Source organism: Streptomyces sp. NPDC093600 (assembly GCF_044764755.1).
Lineage (GTDB): Bacteria > Actinomycetota > Actinomycetes > Streptomycetales > Streptomycetaceae > Streptomyces.
In genome coordinates, this window is record NZ_JBIWIU010000002.1 from 137,818 (window position 1) to 152,882 (window position 15,065).

The window sequence follows — 15,065 nt, forward strand, 5'->3', positions numbered from 1 at the left end:
CATGGGCCGTTTCCGTGCGGGGGCCGGGCTGCCGCGGGGCGGTCTTGGCGGGTAACCTCCCGCTCATGTCCCGGCATGTCGCGATCGTCACCGATTCCACGGCCTACCTGCCACCGCAGACGATGGAGCGGCACGGCATCACAGCGGTACCGCTGACCGTCGTCATCGGCGACCAGGCCCTTGAAGAGGGCACCGAGATCTCGGCGCGGTCCCTGGCACAGGCGCTCCAGAAACGGCGGCCGGTGACCACCTCGCGTCCCAGCCCCGAGGTGTTCGCGGCGACCTATCGTGCCGCGGCCGAGGCCGGCGCGCGGAGCATCGTCTCGCTCCACCTCTCCGCCGAGGTCTCCGGCACGTACGACGCCGCCGTGCTGGCGGCGAAGGACGCGCCCGTGCCCGTACGGGTGGTGGACACCCGGATGATGGGGATGGCGCTCGGGTTCTGCGCACTGGCGGCGGCCGAGGTCGCGGAGGCGGGTGGATCGCTCGACGAGGCGGTCGCCGCGGCCGAGAAGAAAGCCGCGGGCACCTCCGCCTTCTTCTACGTCGACACGCTCGAGTACCTCCGCAGGGGCGGGCGCATCGGGGCGGCGCAGGCTCTGCTGGGCTCCGCGCTCGCTGTGAAGCCGCTCCTCGAACTGGAGGGGGGCCGGATCGAACTGCGCGAGAAGGTGCGCACGGCGTCGAGGGCCATCGCCCGGCTGGAGGAGATCGCCGTCGAGCGGGCGGGCTCCGGACCGGTGGATGTCGCCGTGCACCACCTCTCCGCGCCCGAGCGGGCCGCCGTGCTGGCCGAGCGCCTGCGCGAGCGCCTGACGGGCGTGGAGGCGTTGCAGGTCAGTGAGGTGGGAGCGGTGATCGGCGCGCACACGGGCCCCGGCTTGCTCGCGGTCGTCGTCTCGCCCCGCTGAGGTGTTCTGTCCCCCGTGTGAGTGACGGGTTTTTCCACAACCGGTCAGTATTCCACCGGAATTGAGGCGTCTCAGCGGGTTCCCGCCGATGTGCCTACCGTCTCGTGCATGGCTCTTCACACACGTTCCGCGTCACGTCAGGCACTCCACTCATCCGCCTCCGACTCATCCCCCGCCGAGACGACCGTGGCCCCGGTGAGGACACCGAGGGCGACCAGCGGCCCCGGTCGCGCGCCGGGATCGGACGGGCGCGCCCGGCGGCGGTCCCGGGGGCGACACGCGGTCGCGGCGACCCGCGCCACCGTCAGGCGCCGGGGCGACGCCCTCTTCCCACCCGCCGACGCCGGCATCGCGGCCGTTACGTCCGCTGCTTACGGCACACCCGTCACTTCCGGCAGGTCCGCCGCCGGGCCAGAACCACCGGGCGACCGGGTACGGGAAGAGGGGTCCGGGCCCCGGCGGTGGGAGCGGCTGGGGCTCGCGCTCAGGGAACGGCTGCCGATGTGGGTGCAGTCGAGGTGCGGTCTCGAACCGAGGACGCTGGCCGCACTCGCCGTGATCCTGGTGGTGGCGGCGGGCTTCGCCGGACGCTACTTCTGGACCGGGCGGCCGGAGGCGGTGCGGGCACCGGAGATCGTGCGCGCCGCGCCGTCGCCGGAGAGCGGGGCCTCCCCGTCGGCCCCGCAACCGCTCGCTCCGGCCACGGGAACGCCGCCACCGGCGGTGGTGGTCGACGTGAGCGGCAAGGTACGGCGGCCCGGGGTGCTGACGCTGCCGCCGGGATCGAGGGTGGCGGACGCCCTGCGCGCGGCCGGAGGGGTCCGGCCGGGTACGGACGTGACCGGCCTCAACCGGGCCAGGGTCCTCATGGACGGCGAACAGGTGCTCGTCGGCCTGCCGATGCCGGCCGCGGCCAGCAGCGCGTCCGGCAGCGGCTCGGGCATCGGTGGAGGCGCGGCGGCAGGCGGGCGGGCGATGCCGCTCAGCCTCAACGCGGCGACCGTGGAGCAGCTCGACACCCTGCCCGGCGTCGGGCCGGTCCTGGCCCAGCACATCGTGGACCATCGCACCGAGCACGGCGGGTTCCGGTCGGTCGCCGAGCTGCGTGAGGTCAACGGCATCGGCGAACGCAGGTTCGCGGACCTCGAACCGCTGGTCCGGCCATGAACCCGAGCGACGAGGGGCCGGTCGATCTCCGGCTGGTGCCACCGGCGTTGGCCGCCTGGGGGGCGGCGGCGATCGCCGTGGGCGTCCCCGGGCGGTGGACGTTCACGGGGGTGCTGCTGTGTGTCGCGGGGGCGGGGTTGCTGTTGCTTCCCGTGGTGGCGCGGGCGGGGCGGGGGAGGGCCTGGCGGCTCAGGGTCACGGCCGGGGCGGCGGCGCTGCTCTGCGCCGGGGCCGGCGCGGCGTCGGGCGGACTGCACGCGGCCGACCTGGGCCGAGGGCCGGTACCGGGACTCGCCGCGAAGTACGCCCGGGCGAGCGCGGAGGTGACGGTCACCTCCGATCCACGGCTCACCCGGCCCCGGATCCGAGGCGACCACGCGGCCCCGGTCTCCGTCGTCCTGCACGGCGAGGTCACTCGCGTCGAGGCGACCGACGGTTCGGCACACCGCACCAGGACGCCGGTGCTCGTGATCGTGCCGGCGGGCGGCTCCCAGGCGCGGTGGCTGGGTCTGCTGCCCTCCACCCGGCTGTGGGTCGACGGACGGCTCGCCCCGACGACCCGTCAGGGCGACCCGTTCGCGGCGGTGCTCCGGGTCGACCGGGAGCTGCCACCACGGATCACCGGACCGCCGAGTGCCCTGCAGCGGACGGCGGGAGACCTCCGCGCCGGGCTACGGCGCGCGACCGAGGATCTCGGGCCGGACGCCCGGGCGCTGCTGCCGGGGCTGGTCGTCGGGGACACCTCCCGGATCGACCCCGAGTTGAGCGACGCCTTCCGGGCCACCGATCTCACCCACCTTCTCGCGGTCTCGGGTTCCAACCTCACCATCGTCCTGCTGCTCCTGGTCGGCAGGCCGGGCAACGCGCTGCGCGCGGAGCGCGGCGGGCTCGCTCCGCGCCTCGGTATTCCGCTGCGGTCCACCGCGCTGATCGGGGGCGGTCTCACCCTGGCCTTCGTCATCGTCTGCCGGCCCGATCCGAGCGTGCTGCGAGCGGCGGCCTGCGGCCTGGTGGCCCTGCTCGCCATCGGCACCGGGCGGCGCAGATCGCTGCTGCCCGCGCTCGCCGCGGCGGTGCTGCTGCTGGTGCTGTACGACCCGTGGCTGGCGCGAAGCCATGGGTTCCTGCTCTCCGTGCTCGCGACCGGGGCGCTGCTCACGATCGCGCCGCGCTGGAGCGAGGCGCTGCGGCGGCGCGGCATGCCGGAGAGGCCGGCCGAGGCGCTGGCCGCCGCGCTGGCGGCGCAGGCGGTGTGCGCGCCGGTGGTGGCGGTCTTCGCGGCCCGGGTGAGCCTGGTCGCGATCCCGTGCAATCTTCTCGCCGAGCCGGCGGTCGCTCCAGCGACGGTTCTCGGGTTCGCCGTGCTCGCCCTGGCGCCGGTCTCTCTCCCGGCCGCCGAGCTTGTCGCCCGGATCGCGGCCTGGCCCGCCGAGTGGGTCGCCGAAGTCGCCCGCGCCGGGGCGGCGCTGCCGGGGGCGGAGGCGGTGTGGCCCGGTGGCTGGTGGGGCGGGCTGTTCCTCGCGGTCCTCTTCGGTCTGCTGGTGCTCGGTGCCCGGAAGCTGCCCGGCCGGCGGGTGATCGGTGCCGGGTGTGCCGTCCTGCTGCTGCTCGCGGTGGTGCGGCCCGCGCCGCTGACCCGGCTGGTCACCGGATGGCCGCCACCGGGCTGGGCGTTCGCCATGTGCCAGGTCGGGCAGGGGGACGCGACCGTGCTCGCGGCCGGAGGGGACGCGGCCGTCGTGGTGGACGCCGGGCCCGATCCGGCGCTGGTGGACCGCTGCCTGCGCGACCTCGGGGTCCGACGGGTCCCCCTGGTGGTGCTCACGCATTTCCACGCGGACCATGTCGCCGGTCTCGCGGGCGTGCTGCGCGGGCGGGCCGTCGGTGCGATCCAGACGACAGGGCTGGAAGAGCCGCCCGGGCAGGCGGCGTTCGTACGGTGGCAGGCGGCGGCGGCCGGGATCCCCGTCGTCCGGGCGTGGCCCGGGGAGCGACGGCGCCTGGGGCCGCTGGAGTGGCAGGTGCTGTGGCCCCGGGCGGCGCCCGGGGCGGTGGAGGCGGCGGAGTCCGGGCCGAACGACGCCAGCGTCACCCTGCTCGTCCGGACGGCGGGCGGGATGACCCTGCTCCTCCTCGGGGACCTCGAACCTCCCGCCCAGCAGGGCCTGGCGCGGGCCTACCCCGCCCTGCGGCCGGTGGACGTGCTCAAGGTCGCCCACCACGGCTCCGCCCACCAGGATCCCGGGCTGATACGCGCCGTGCGGCCGAGGCTGGCGCTGGTGTCGACCGGTCGTGACAACCCGTACGGGCACCCGTCGGCCCGGACCGTCGAAGCGCTGCGGGCCGGGGGAGCGGAGGTGCTCAGGACGGACCGGGACGGAGCGATCGCGGTGGCAGGGGCGGGCCCGAGCCTCCGGGCGCTGCCGAGAGGAGACGGCTGGTGAGCGCCCTGAACGAGAGGCTTTGGGAGGAGCCGCCAGCCTTGTAAAGGAGTCTTTCTAAAGATAGCTTTCCATCATGGAGGAGAAGGAGCACCCTCAGCCCCGCAGCATTCACCTCACGGACCCCCGGGCCCTGCGGGCGTACGCCCACCCGACACGGATCGCCCTCGTCGGCCTGCTGCGGAGCAGCGGACCGTTCACCGCCACCCGGGCCGCCGAGCTCACCGGGGAATCGGTGGCCAGTTGCTCGTACCACCTGCGGATACTCGCGAAGTACGGACTGGTGGAGGAGGCGCCGGGCGGGCGGGGCCGGGAGAAGCCCTGGCGGGCCACGGCCCGGTACACGGACTGGCCCGGGCACAGCGAGGACGCGTCGGTCGCGGAGGCGGCGGACGCGCTGAGCGTCGCCGTCGCCGAGCGGTACTTCGAGCGGGTGCTGCGTGCCATGAAGGACCGGCACCGGCTGCCCAGGGAGTGGCGGGAGGCGGAGCAGTTCGCCGACTCCCTCCTCTACCTCACCCCGGCCGAGCTGACCGCCTTCGGGGAGCGGATCGAAGAACTGCTGCGGCCCTACGAGAACCGCCAGTCCGATCCGTCGCTGCGGCCGGAGGGGGCGAGGCCCGTCAGCGTGTTCCGGATCGCGTACCTGGACCGCGAGGTCCCCGACGCGGGCTTCGGCGAGAGCTCCACCGAGAGCTCCGACGAGAGTTCCGACGACGAGAGGGGTGAGGGGTGAGGGCCGTGGAACGCATACCCGCGCTCCTGCGTGAGCGGCCCTTCCGGCGCTACTGGACCGGACAGACCGTCTCCCCCGTCGGGGACCAGATCTCCCTCATCGCGATCCCGCTCGCCGCCGTCCTCGTCCTCGGGGCCGACGCCGCCGAGATGGGGTGGCTCAAGACCGCCGAACTGCTGCCCGCGTTGCTGCTCAACCTTCCCCTCGGCGCCTGGGCCGACCGGCAGGCCCGCCGCCGCCGCGCCATGATCGCCGCCGATCTGGGCCGCGCGGCGCTGCTGGTGACCCTCCCGGTCGCGTATGTCCTCGACGCCCTCACCCTCGGGCAGCTCTACGCGGTCGCCTTCGGCGTCGGCGCGCTGACCGTGCTCTTCGAGGCGTGCAACGCCACGCTGTTCGTGGCGATGGTCCCGACCGAGCGCTACGTTCAGGCCAACTCGCTGGTCAACGGCAGCCGTTCGATGTCCTGGCTGGCCGGCCCCGGTGTCGGCGGCGTGCTGGTGCAGTTGCTCACCGCCCCCTTCGCGCTGCTCGCCGACGCCCTCACCTATCTGCTCTCGGCCGGCTTCCTGGCCCGGATCAGACCCGTCGAACCCCCGCCCTCCCCGGTCGGCAAGGGCCACTTCACCGAGGGCCTGCGCTGGGTCGTGCGGAACTCGTCCATGCGGGCGCTGTTCTCTGCCGCCGGGACGATCCAGTTCTTCAACTACATGTTCCACACGTTGTTCGTGCTGTACGCCACGGCCGAACTCGGTCTGAGCGCGGGCGTTCTGGGCGCGGTGCTCGGCGCCGGAGCCGTCGGGGGACTGATCGGCGCCATGTGCGCGGGTCGCGTCGTGCGCCGGTTCGGCATCGGCCCCTCCATCGTCGCCGGCTCCCTGGGGTTCACCCTGCCCCTGCTGCTGATCCCGCTCGCCGAAGGCCCGACAGCCCTGGTCGTCGCCCTGCTTTTCGGCGCGGAGTTCCTCTCCTGCGTGGGCGTGATGGTCCTGGACATCGCCGCGGGTTCCTTCCAGATGGCGCTGATACCCGAGGGCATCCGGGCCCGCGTGATGGGCGCGTTCCGCACCCTGAACCACGGCTTCCGCCCCCTCGGAGCGCTGGCCGGAGGTGCCCTCGGCACCGCGATCGGGCTGCGCCCGACGCTGTGGATCGCGACCGCCGGAGCGGTGTTCGCCGTCCTGTGGCTGCTGCCCTCGCCACTGCCCCGCACCCGCGAACTGCCCGCGCCCGCCGAGGAACCCGTACCGGCCTCGTAGGCCGCCCGCGACCCGCGCCCCGCCGCCCCTACGGCGCTTCCAGCCAGCCCTCGTGCTCGGCGGCGAGCGCGTCGAGCGCCGCTGAGTCGAGCCGGCCCTCCGGGTCCTCCACGACGACCAGCCACTGGGCGTCCTCCGCGTCGTCCTCGCCCGCCAGGGCGTCCCTGACGAGCTTGGGCTCCTCGGTGACGCCGAAGCGGGCGGGCAGTTCCTCGGCGACCTCCTCGGCGGCGTCGCGGTCCGGCAGTACGAGTACGTGTCGTTCGCTCACCAGGACATTCTCCGGTACGGGAGGGAGTGTCGGTGGCCCGTGGGATGCTGGGACGCGATGGCCACCAGAAAGACTTCGACCGACGACCTGCTCGCCCCCGTCACGCTCGCCGTGGGCCAGGAGGACCTGCTCCTCGACCGCGTGGTCCAGGAGGTGGTGGCGGCCGCCCGCGCCGCCGACGCCGACACGGACGTGCGCGATCTCACCCCCGAGCAGCTCCAGCCCGGCACGCTGGCGGAGCTGACCAGTCCGTCGCTCTTCGCCGAGCGCAAGGTCCTCGTCGTGCGCAATGCCCAGGACCTGTCCGCGGAGACGATCAAGGACCTCAAGGCGTACGTCGACGCGCCCATCGAGGACATCTCGCTCGTCCTGCTCCACGCGGGCGGCGCCAAGGGCAAGGGTCTGCTCGACGCGGCGCGCAAGGCGGGCGCGCGGGAGGTGGCCTGCCCGAAGACGACGAAGCCGGCGGAGCGCCTGACGTTCGTACGGCAGGAGTTCCGCTCGCTGGGGCGGTCGGCCACGCCCGAGGCGTGCCAGGCGCTGGTCGACTCGATCGGCAGCGATCTGCGGGAGCTCGCCTCGGCGGTGTCGCAGCTGACCGCGGACGTGGAGGGCACGATCGACGAGGCGATCGTCGGGCGGTACTACACGGGCCGCGCGGAGGCGTCCTCGTTCAACGTCGCGGACCGCGCGGTGGAGGGACGTGCCGCGGAGGCGTTGGAGGCGCTGCGCTGGTCGCTCTCGACCGGCGTCCCCGCGGTCCTGATCACCAGCGCGCTGGCGCAGGGCGTCCGGGCGATCGGCAAGCTGTCGGCGGCGCGGGGCGGGCGGCCGGCGGATCTGGCGCGGGAGCTGGGGATGCCGCCGTGGAAGATCGACCGGGTGCGTCAGCAGATGCGGGGCTGGACACCGGACGGGGTGTCGCTGGCGCTGCGGGCGGTGGCGGAGGCGGACGCGGGCGTGAAGGGCGGCGGGGACGACCCGGAGTACGCCTTGGAGAAGGCGGTGGTCGCGGTGGCGAGGGCGGCGCGGCTGCGACGGTAAGCGGGGCGCGCTGCGCGGGCGGCTGGGCTGAGGGGCGGTTGCATTCCCCCACCCCACCCCTTCCCGGAACCCTGCCGGGGGCGGTGGGGGCGGTGGGGGCTGCGAGGAGACGTGCGGGGCGCGGCCCCTCGCCCCCGTGCCAGTGCGGCGGCTTCGCGCCGCGGGTCCTGTGCCGGGTGCGGCGGCTTCGCGCCGCGGGTCCTGTGCCGGGTGCGGCGGCTTCGCGCCGCGGGTTGTGTGCCGGCTGCGGCAGCTTGCGCGAAGCATGCACCACGAGGACGGCGAAGGCCCCGCCGTTCTCGCGCCGCATGCCCCAGGAGAACGGCGAAGGCCCCGCCCTTCTCCTGGGGAAGGAGAGTGGCGGGGCCTTCGGCGTGAGGCTGGTGGGCTCGCGCACGCGTGGCGAACGCGTGTCGCGCGCGAGTCCGGGGTGCCGGGTGGGAGCGGAAGAGAGGGCCCGCTGGGTCCCGTCCGGCGTTACATCAGAGCTCAGCCCTGCAGAGCGGCAACCTTGGTGGCCAGCGCCGACTTCTTGTTGGCGGCGGCGTTCTTGTGGATGACACCCTTCGAGACAGCCTTGTCGAGCGCGCGGGAGGCGGCGCGAGAAGCCACGACGGCCTTCTCGACGTCACCCGCGGCGACGGCCTCGCGGGCCTTGCGGATCGCGGTCTTGAGCGAGGACTTGACGGCCTTGTTGCGCAGGCGCGCCTTCTCGTTCGTCTTGTTCCGCTTGATCTGGGACTTGATGTTCGCCACGAAAAGAGCCTTTTCAGGTTCGATGATGTTTCAGAGGGTGCGTCCCGTAGCTGAGAGGGCACACGAGACACAGCTGTCCACGGTATCAGGCGCTCTCAGTGCCGCCCAAACCGAGCACAGCGCCGCGGTCGTGGGACCATGGAGCCTACGTATCGATCCGACATCGCCCCGAGACGAGACCCTGCGTGCCCGCGACTCCTACCCACGTGCCCGAGCCGAGCCGTACCGACCCGGCGCTGATCCGCAACTTCTGCATCATCGCGCACATCGACCACGGCAAGTCGACCCTTGCCGACCGGATGCTCCAGCTGACCGGTGTCGTCGACCAACGGCAGATGCGCGCCCAGTACCTCGACCGGATGGACATCGAGCGCGAGCGCGGCATCACGATCAAGTCCCAGGCGGTCCGGCTGCCCTGGGCGCCCACCGAGGGCACGGGCCAGGGCAAGACCCACATCCTGAACATGATCGACACCCCCGGGCACGTCGACTTCACCTACGAGGTGTCGCGCTCCCTCGCCGCCTGTGAAGGCACGATCCTGCTCGTGGACGCGGCCCAGGGCATCGAGGCGCAGACCCTGGCCAACCTCTACCTGGCGATGGAGAACGACCTCACCATCGTTCCCGTACTGAACAAGATCGACCTGCCGGCCGCACAGCCGGAGAAGTTCTCCGAGGAGCTCGCCAACCTCATCGGCTGCCAGCCCGAGGACGTGCTCAAGGTCTCCGCCAAGACGGGTCTCGGCGTCGAGGCGCTGCTCGACCGGGTCGTGGAGAACGTGCCGGCTCCCGTCGGTGTGGCCGACGCGCCCGCCCGCGCGATGATCTTCGACTCGGTCTACGACTCCTACCGCGGTGTCGTGACGTACGTACGAGTCGTCGACGGCCAGCTCAACAAGCGCGAGCGCATCAAGATGATGTCGACCGGCGCCACCCACGAGCTGCTGGAGATCGGCGTCTCGTCCCCGGAGATGACCCCCGCCGACGGCATCGGCGTCGGCGAGGTCGGCTACATCATCACCGGCGTGAAGGACGTCCGTCAGTCCAAGGTCGGTGACACGATCACCTCGCTGCACAAGGGCGCCACCGAGGCCCTCGGCGGTTACAAGGACCCCAAGCCGATGGTGTTCTCGGGCCTCTACCCGCTGGACGGGTCGGAGTACCCGGACCTCCGCGAGGCCCTCGACAAGCTGCAGCTCAACGACGCCGCGCTGGTCTACGAGCCGGAGACCTCCGCCGCCCTCGGCTTCGGCTTCCGCGTCGGCTTCCTCGGTCTGCTGCACCTGGACGTGATCCGGGAGCGCCTGGAGCGCGAGTTCGGCCTCGACCTGATCGCCACCGCCCCCAACGTGGTCTACCGCGTGGTCATGGAGGACGGCAGCGAGCACACGGTCACCAACCCGAGCGAGTTCCCCGAGGGCAAGATCAGCGACGTGTACGAGCCCGTCGTACGCGCCACGATCCTCGCCCCCAGCGAGTTCATCGGCGCGATCATGGAGCTGTGCCAGACCCGCCGCGGCACCCTCCTCGGCATGGACTACCTCTCCGAGGACCGGGTGGAGATCCGTTACACCCTCCCCCTCGCCGAGATCGTCTTCGACTTCTTCGACCAGCTGAAGTCCAAGACGCGCGGTTACGCCTCCCTCGACTACGAGCCCACCGGCGAGCAGGCCTCCAGCCTGGTCAAGGTCGACATCCTGCTGCACGGCGACAAGGTCGACGCGTTCTCCGCCGTCACCCACAAGGACGCGGCGTACGCGTACGGCGTGCGGCTCGTCGCCAAGCTGCGCGAGCTGATCCCGCGGCAGGCGTTCGAGGTCCCGATCCAGGCAGCCATCGGCTCGCGGGTCATCGCCCGTGAGACCATCCGCGCCATCCGCAAGGACGTCCTCGCCAAGTGCTACGGCGGTGACATCTCCCGTAAGCGGAAGCTGCTGGAGAAGCAGAAGGAAGGCAAGAAGCGGATGAAGATGGTCGGCTCCGTGGAGGTCCCCCAGGAGGCCTTCATCGCCGTCCTGTCGAGTGACGACTCCGCGGGCGGCAAGGGCAAGAAGTGATCCGCCAGTCGGCGGACGCGTAGCTGACTGATACACCGAACGGGCCCCCGCACGGACTGTGCGCGGGCCCGTTCGGCGTTCGTTCTGTTATCAACCGGGTATCAAGCGGCGGCCCGCAGGGCCTTACGCGGTGGACTTCGGCCATCTACTCTGATCCCGGCTCGAAGGTTACTCGCCAGTTAGAAACGCACGCCGGATCAGTTAGACACGCCTGATCAGTTAGAAACGCACGCCAAGATCGCACCACCAGCAGGCACCGCCGCCGCCCGGAGGACGTCGTGAGCGACACACAGACCCTGATCGAGAACCGGCCGCCCTCCGTGGCAGCCCTCTTCCTTGAGCGCGTGGAGCGGACTCCCGACGCGGAGGCCTATCGCTACCCGGTCCCGGCCGCCTCCGGCCAGGGCCCCGACGACTGGAAGTCGCTCAGCTGGGGGCAGGCGGCCGAACGGGTCTACGCCATCGCCGCCGGTCTGATCGACCTCGGCGTCCAGCCCGAGGAGCGGGTCGCCCTGGCCTCGTCCACCCGGGTCGAGTGGATCCTCGCCGACCTCGGTGTGATGTGCGCGGGCGCCGCGACCACCACCGTCTACCCGCAGACCAACGCCGAGGAGTCGGCGTTCATCCTCTCCGACTCCGACTCGAAGGTCCTGATCGCGGAGGACGCGGCCCAGCTGGCCAAGGCCCGCGAGCGCCGCGCCGACCTGCCGGGACTCCACCATGTCGTCGTCATCGACCCCACGGGCGTCGAGACCGACGAGTGGGTGCTGACCCTGGCCGACCTGGAGGCGCGCGGCAAGGCGTACCTGGAGAAGAACCCCGACGCGGTCAAGGAGCGCGTCGCGGCCATCACCTCCCGCCAGCTCGCCACCCTCATCTACACCTCGGGCACCACCGGCCGCCCCAAGGGCGTCCGCCTCCCGCACGACAACTGGTCGTACATGGCCAAGGCCATCGCCGCGACCGGCCTGGTCACCAAGGACGACGTCCAGTACCTCTGGCTGCCGCTCGCCCACGTCTTCGGCAAGGTGCTGACCTCCGGCCAGATCGAGGTCGGGCACGTCACCGCCGTCGACGGCCGCGTCGACAAGATCATCGAGAATCTGCCGGTGGTCCAGCCGACCTACATGGCCGCCGTGCCCCGCATCTTCGAGAAGGTCTACAACGGAGTCGCCGCCAAGGCCCGGGCCGGCGGCGGCGCCAAGTACAAGATCTTCCAGTGGGCGGCGGGCGTCGCCCGGGAGTACGCCAAGGTCACCCAGGACAACTTCCGGCGCACCGGCACCGCCTCGGCCCCCTTCGGCCTCACCGCCAAGCACAAGGTCGCCGACGCGCTCGTCTACTCCAAGCTCCGCGAGGCGTTCGGCGGCCGGCTGCGCGCCGCCGTCTCCGGCTCCGCCGCCCTCTCGCCGGAGATCGGCTACTTCTTCGCCGGTGCCGGCATCCACATCCTGGAGGGGTACGGCCTGACGGAGACCAGCGCGGCCTCCTTCGTCAATCCGGGCGAGGCGTACCGCACCGGCACCGTCGGCAAGCCGCTCCCCGGCTGCGAGGTGCGCATCGCCGACGACGGCGAGATCCTGCTGCGCGGCCCCGGTGTCATGGAGGGTTACCACGGCCTGCCCGAGAAGACGGCGGAGGTCCTGGAGTCCGACGGCTGGTTCCACACCGGCGACATCGGCGAGCTCTCCGCCGACGGCTACCTCCGCATCACCGACCGCAAGAAGGACCTGATCAAGACCTCGGGCGGCAAGTACATCGCCCCCGCCGAGGTCGAGGGGCAGTTCAAGGCCGTCTGCCCGTTCGTCTCCAACATCCTCGTCCACGGCGCCGACCGGAACTACTGCACGGCGCTGATCGCCCTCGACGAGCCCACCATCCTCGGCTGGGCCGCCGACAACGGCCTCGAAGGCAGGAGCTACGCCGAGGTCGTCGCCTCCCCGCAGGTCGAGAAGCTGATCCAGGGGTACGTCGACCGCCTCAACGAGGGCCTCCAGCGCTGGCAGACGATCAAGAAGTTCCGCCTCCTGCCGCGCGACCTCGACATCGAGCACGGCGAGCTGACCCCGTCCCTGAAGCTGAAGCGGCCGGTGGTCGAGCGGACGTACAAGCACCTGATCGACGAGATGTACGCAGGCGCGCGCGAGGCGTGACGGACGGGGGCGCGCGAGGTGTGATGCGCGGCGCGGCCGGGTTTTCCACAGGCAGGACGGTCACCTCGGGCGGTACGGGACAATGGGCTCATGCCTTCCGTACTGCCCGATGGTGAGCCCATGCCCGAGACCGGGGCGCTGCCCGCGCACGCCCTGGAAGGGGCGGCCGAGCGGCCCCTCGGGTTCTATCTGCACGTGCCGTACTGCGCGACGCGCTGCGGCTACTGCGACTTCAACACGTACACCGCGAGCGAGCTGCGCGGCAGCGGAGGCGTGCTCGCCTCCCGGGACAACTACGCCGAGCAGGTCGCCGAGGAGATCCGGCTCGCCCGGAAGGTGCTCGGCGACGACCCTCGGCCGGTGCGGACCGTGTTCGTGGGCGGCGGGACGCCGACCCTGCTCGCCGCCGGGGATCTCGTACGCATGCTGGCGGCGATCCGGGACGAGTTCGGGCTCGCGGACGACGCCGAGGTGACGACGGAGGCGAACCCGGAGTCGGTGGACCCGGCGTACCTCGCGGAGCTGCGGGCGGGCGGGTTCAACCGGATCTCGTTCGGGATGCAGAGCGCGCGGCAGCACGTCCTGAAGGTCCTGGACCGCACGCACACGCCGGGGCGCCCCGAGGCGTGCGTGGCGGAGGCGCGGGCTGCGGGCTTCGACCACGTCAACCTGGACCTCATCTACGGCACGCCGGGGGAGTCCGACGACGACTGGCGGGCCTCGCTCGACGCGGCGATCGGCGCCGGCCCCGACCATGTCAGCGCGTACGCGCTGATCGTGGAGGAGGGGACGCAGCTGGCGCGGCGGATCCGGCGGGGCGAGGTGCCGATGACCGACGACGACGTGCACGCGGACCGGTATCTGATCGCCGACTCCGTCTTCGCGGAGGCCGGCTTCGAGTGGTACGAGGTGTCGAACTGGGCCACCACGGAGGCCGGGCGCTGCCTGCACAACGAGCTGTACTGGCGCGGCGCCGACTGGTGGGGCGCGGGGCCGGGCGCGCACAGCCACGTGGGCGGTGTGCGCTGGTGGAACGTGAAGCATCCGGGGGCGTACGCGGCGGCGCTGGCGTCGGGGAGGTCGCCGGGCGCGGGGCGGGAGATCCTGTCGGCGGAGGACCGGCGCGTGGAGCGGGTGCTCCTCGAACTCCGGCTCCGTGAGGGCTGCCCGCTGGACCTCCTGCGCCCCGAGGGCCTGTCCGCGTCGCTGCGCGCCCGCGACGAGGGGCTCCTCGACCCGGCCGCGTACGCGGCGGGGCGCGCCGTCCTGACGCTCCGGGGGCGCCTGCTGGCGGACGCGGTGGTGAGGGAGCTGGTGGACTAGGACCGGCCCCCGCCGGGGGAAAAGGCGCCGCTCCCCGGGGCGGGGCCTGGAAGGGCACCGCCCCCGTGGGTTGTGCCCACCCGTTCCGCCCCAGCGGAACAGATGCCCACAAGGGGCTTCCGCCGGTCAGGTCCCTACGGCGCCGTCACGAAGTCGATCAGTTCTTCCACCCGGCCCAGCAGGGCCGGTTCCAGGTCCTTGTAGGAGCGGACCTTCGACAGGATGTGCTGCCAGGCCGCGCCCGTGTTCTCCGGCCAGCCGAGCGCGCGGCAGACGCCCGTCTTCCAGTCCTGGCCGCGCGGGACGGTCGGCCAGGCCGGGATGCCGACGGAGGACGGCTTCACCGCCTCCCACACGTCGATGTAGGGGTGGCCGACGACCAGGACGTCCGGGGAGGAGATCCGGGCCGCGATGCGGGACTCCTTCGACCCCTCCACCAGGTGGTCGACCAGCACACCGAGCCGCGCGTCCGGCGCCGGGGCGAAGTCGGCCACGATGGACGGCAGGTCGTCGACGCCCTCCAGGTACTCCACCACGACGCCCTCGATGCGCAGGTCGTCGCCCCACACCCGCTCCACCAGCTCGGCGTCGTGGCGGCCCTCCACATAGATGCGGCCCGCCCGGGCGACCCGGGCCCGCGCGCCAGGGACCGCGATCGAGCCCGAGGCCGTACGGGCGGGGCGGGAGGGCGCCGCCGCCGCGGGACGCACCAGGGTCACCACACGGCCCTCCAGGAGGAAGCCCCGCGGCTCCATCGGGAAGACCCGGTGCTTGCCGAATCGGTCCTCCAGGGTCACCGTGCCCGCCTCACAGCGGATCACCGCCCCGCAGAAGCCCGTCGAGACCTCCTCCACCACGAGGTCGGCGTCCGCCGGGACCTCGGGCACCGGGGCCGACTTCTTCCAAGGGGGCGTCAGGTCCGGGTTGTAGCTCCGCATTCGCGCGAC

12 protein-coding genes are annotated in these 15,065 nt (G+C 72.5%); 9 read left to right on the plus strand and 3 right to left on the minus strand.

The window, feature by feature from the left end:
• Window positions 1–65 precede the first annotated feature (65 nt).
• From ACIRB4_RS06255 to ACIRB4_RS06275, 5 genes are all read left to right on the plus strand, one after another.
• Window positions 66–911, plus strand: a complete 846-nt coding sequence (locus tag ACIRB4_RS06255) for a DegV family protein (RefSeq protein ID WP_403288815.1) — start codon at window positions 66–68, stop codon at window positions 909–911.
• Between the two features lie 501 nt (window positions 912–1,412).
• On the plus strand, window positions 1,413–2,078 hold the full coding sequence (locus ACIRB4_RS06260; RefSeq protein WP_403288817.1) for a helix-hairpin-helix domain-containing protein: 666 nt from the start codon (window positions 1,413–1,415) through the stop codon (window positions 2,076–2,078).
• Window positions 2,075–4,522 (plus strand): ComEC/Rec2 family competence protein, encoded by a 2,448-nt coding sequence (locus tag ACIRB4_RS06265; RefSeq protein ID WP_403288818.1) that lies wholly within the window; start codon window positions 2,075–2,077, stop codon window positions 4,520–4,522. Before ACIRB4_RS06260 ends, ACIRB4_RS06265 begins: the two co-directional genes overlap by 4 nt.
• 73 nt (window positions 4,523–4,595) lie before the next feature.
• The gene (locus tag ACIRB4_RS06270; RefSeq protein WP_403288819.1) at window positions 4,596–5,255 is read left to right on the plus strand and encodes a helix-turn-helix domain-containing protein; all 660 of its coding nucleotides are present in this window, start codon (window positions 4,596–4,598) and stop codon (window positions 5,253–5,255) included.
• A 5-nt stretch (window positions 5,256–5,260) separates the two neighbouring features.
• Window positions 5,261–6,514, plus strand: a complete 1,254-nt coding sequence (locus ACIRB4_RS06275; RefSeq protein WP_403288820.1) for an MFS transporter — start codon at window positions 5,261–5,263, stop codon at window positions 6,512–6,514.
• Window positions 6,515–6,542: 28 nt separating this feature from the next.
• On the opposite strand, the gene ACIRB4_RS06280 is transcribed toward ACIRB4_RS06275, so the two are convergent.
• Window positions 6,543–6,788 carry a hypothetical protein gene (locus tag ACIRB4_RS06280; RefSeq protein WP_403289618.1) on the minus strand — a complete coding sequence of 82 codons (246 nt, stop codon included), beginning with the start codon at window positions 6,786–6,788 and terminating at the stop codon, window positions 6,543–6,545.
• A gap of 54 nt (window positions 6,789–6,842) precedes the next feature.
• Here ACIRB4_RS06280 and holA point away from each other — a divergent pair, with 54 nt between their 5' ends.
• Entirely contained in the window at window positions 6,843–7,829 is a 987-nt protein-coding gene (gene holA / locus ACIRB4_RS06285; protein ID WP_403288822.1) for a DNA polymerase III subunit delta, read from the plus strand.
• 489 nt (window positions 7,830–8,318) lie between these two features.
• On the opposite strand, the gene rpsT is transcribed toward holA, so the two are convergent.
• Window positions 8,319–8,585 (minus strand): 30S ribosomal protein S20, encoded by a 267-nt coding sequence (rpsT, locus tag ACIRB4_RS06290; protein WP_137989361.1) that lies wholly within the window; start codon window positions 8,583–8,585, stop codon window positions 8,319–8,321.
• 185 nt (window positions 8,586–8,770) lie between these two features.
• On the opposite strand from rpsT, the gene lepA reads away from it, so the two are divergent.
• The 3 genes from lepA (at window position 8,771) to hemW (ending at window position 14,118) form a co-directional block, all read left to right on the plus strand.
• On the plus strand, window positions 8,771–10,642 hold the full coding sequence (lepA, locus tag ACIRB4_RS06295) for a translation elongation factor 4 (RefSeq protein WP_403288824.1): 1,872 nt from the start codon (window positions 8,771–8,773) through the stop codon (window positions 10,640–10,642).
• A 278-nt stretch (window positions 10,643–10,920) separates the two neighbouring features.
• Complete coding sequence (locus ACIRB4_RS06300; protein WP_403288826.1) at window positions 10,921–12,795, plus strand: AMP-dependent synthetase/ligase; 1,875 nt, start codon at window positions 10,921–10,923, stop codon at window positions 12,793–12,795.
• Window positions 12,796–12,885: 90 nt separating this feature from the next.
• Window positions 12,886–14,118, plus strand: coding sequence for a radical SAM family heme chaperone HemW (hemW, locus tag ACIRB4_RS06305; RefSeq protein ID WP_403288827.1), 1,233 nt, complete (start codon window positions 12,886–12,888; stop codon window positions 14,116–14,118).
• A 134-nt stretch (window positions 14,119–14,252) separates the two neighbouring features.
• On the opposite strand, the gene ACIRB4_RS06310 is transcribed toward hemW, so the two are convergent.
• A complete protein-coding gene (locus ACIRB4_RS06310; RefSeq protein ID WP_403288828.1) occupies window positions 14,253–15,056 on the minus strand; it encodes a DUF3097 domain-containing protein in 804 nt (267 codons plus the stop codon).
• Window positions 15,057–15,065: the final 9 nt, after the last annotated feature.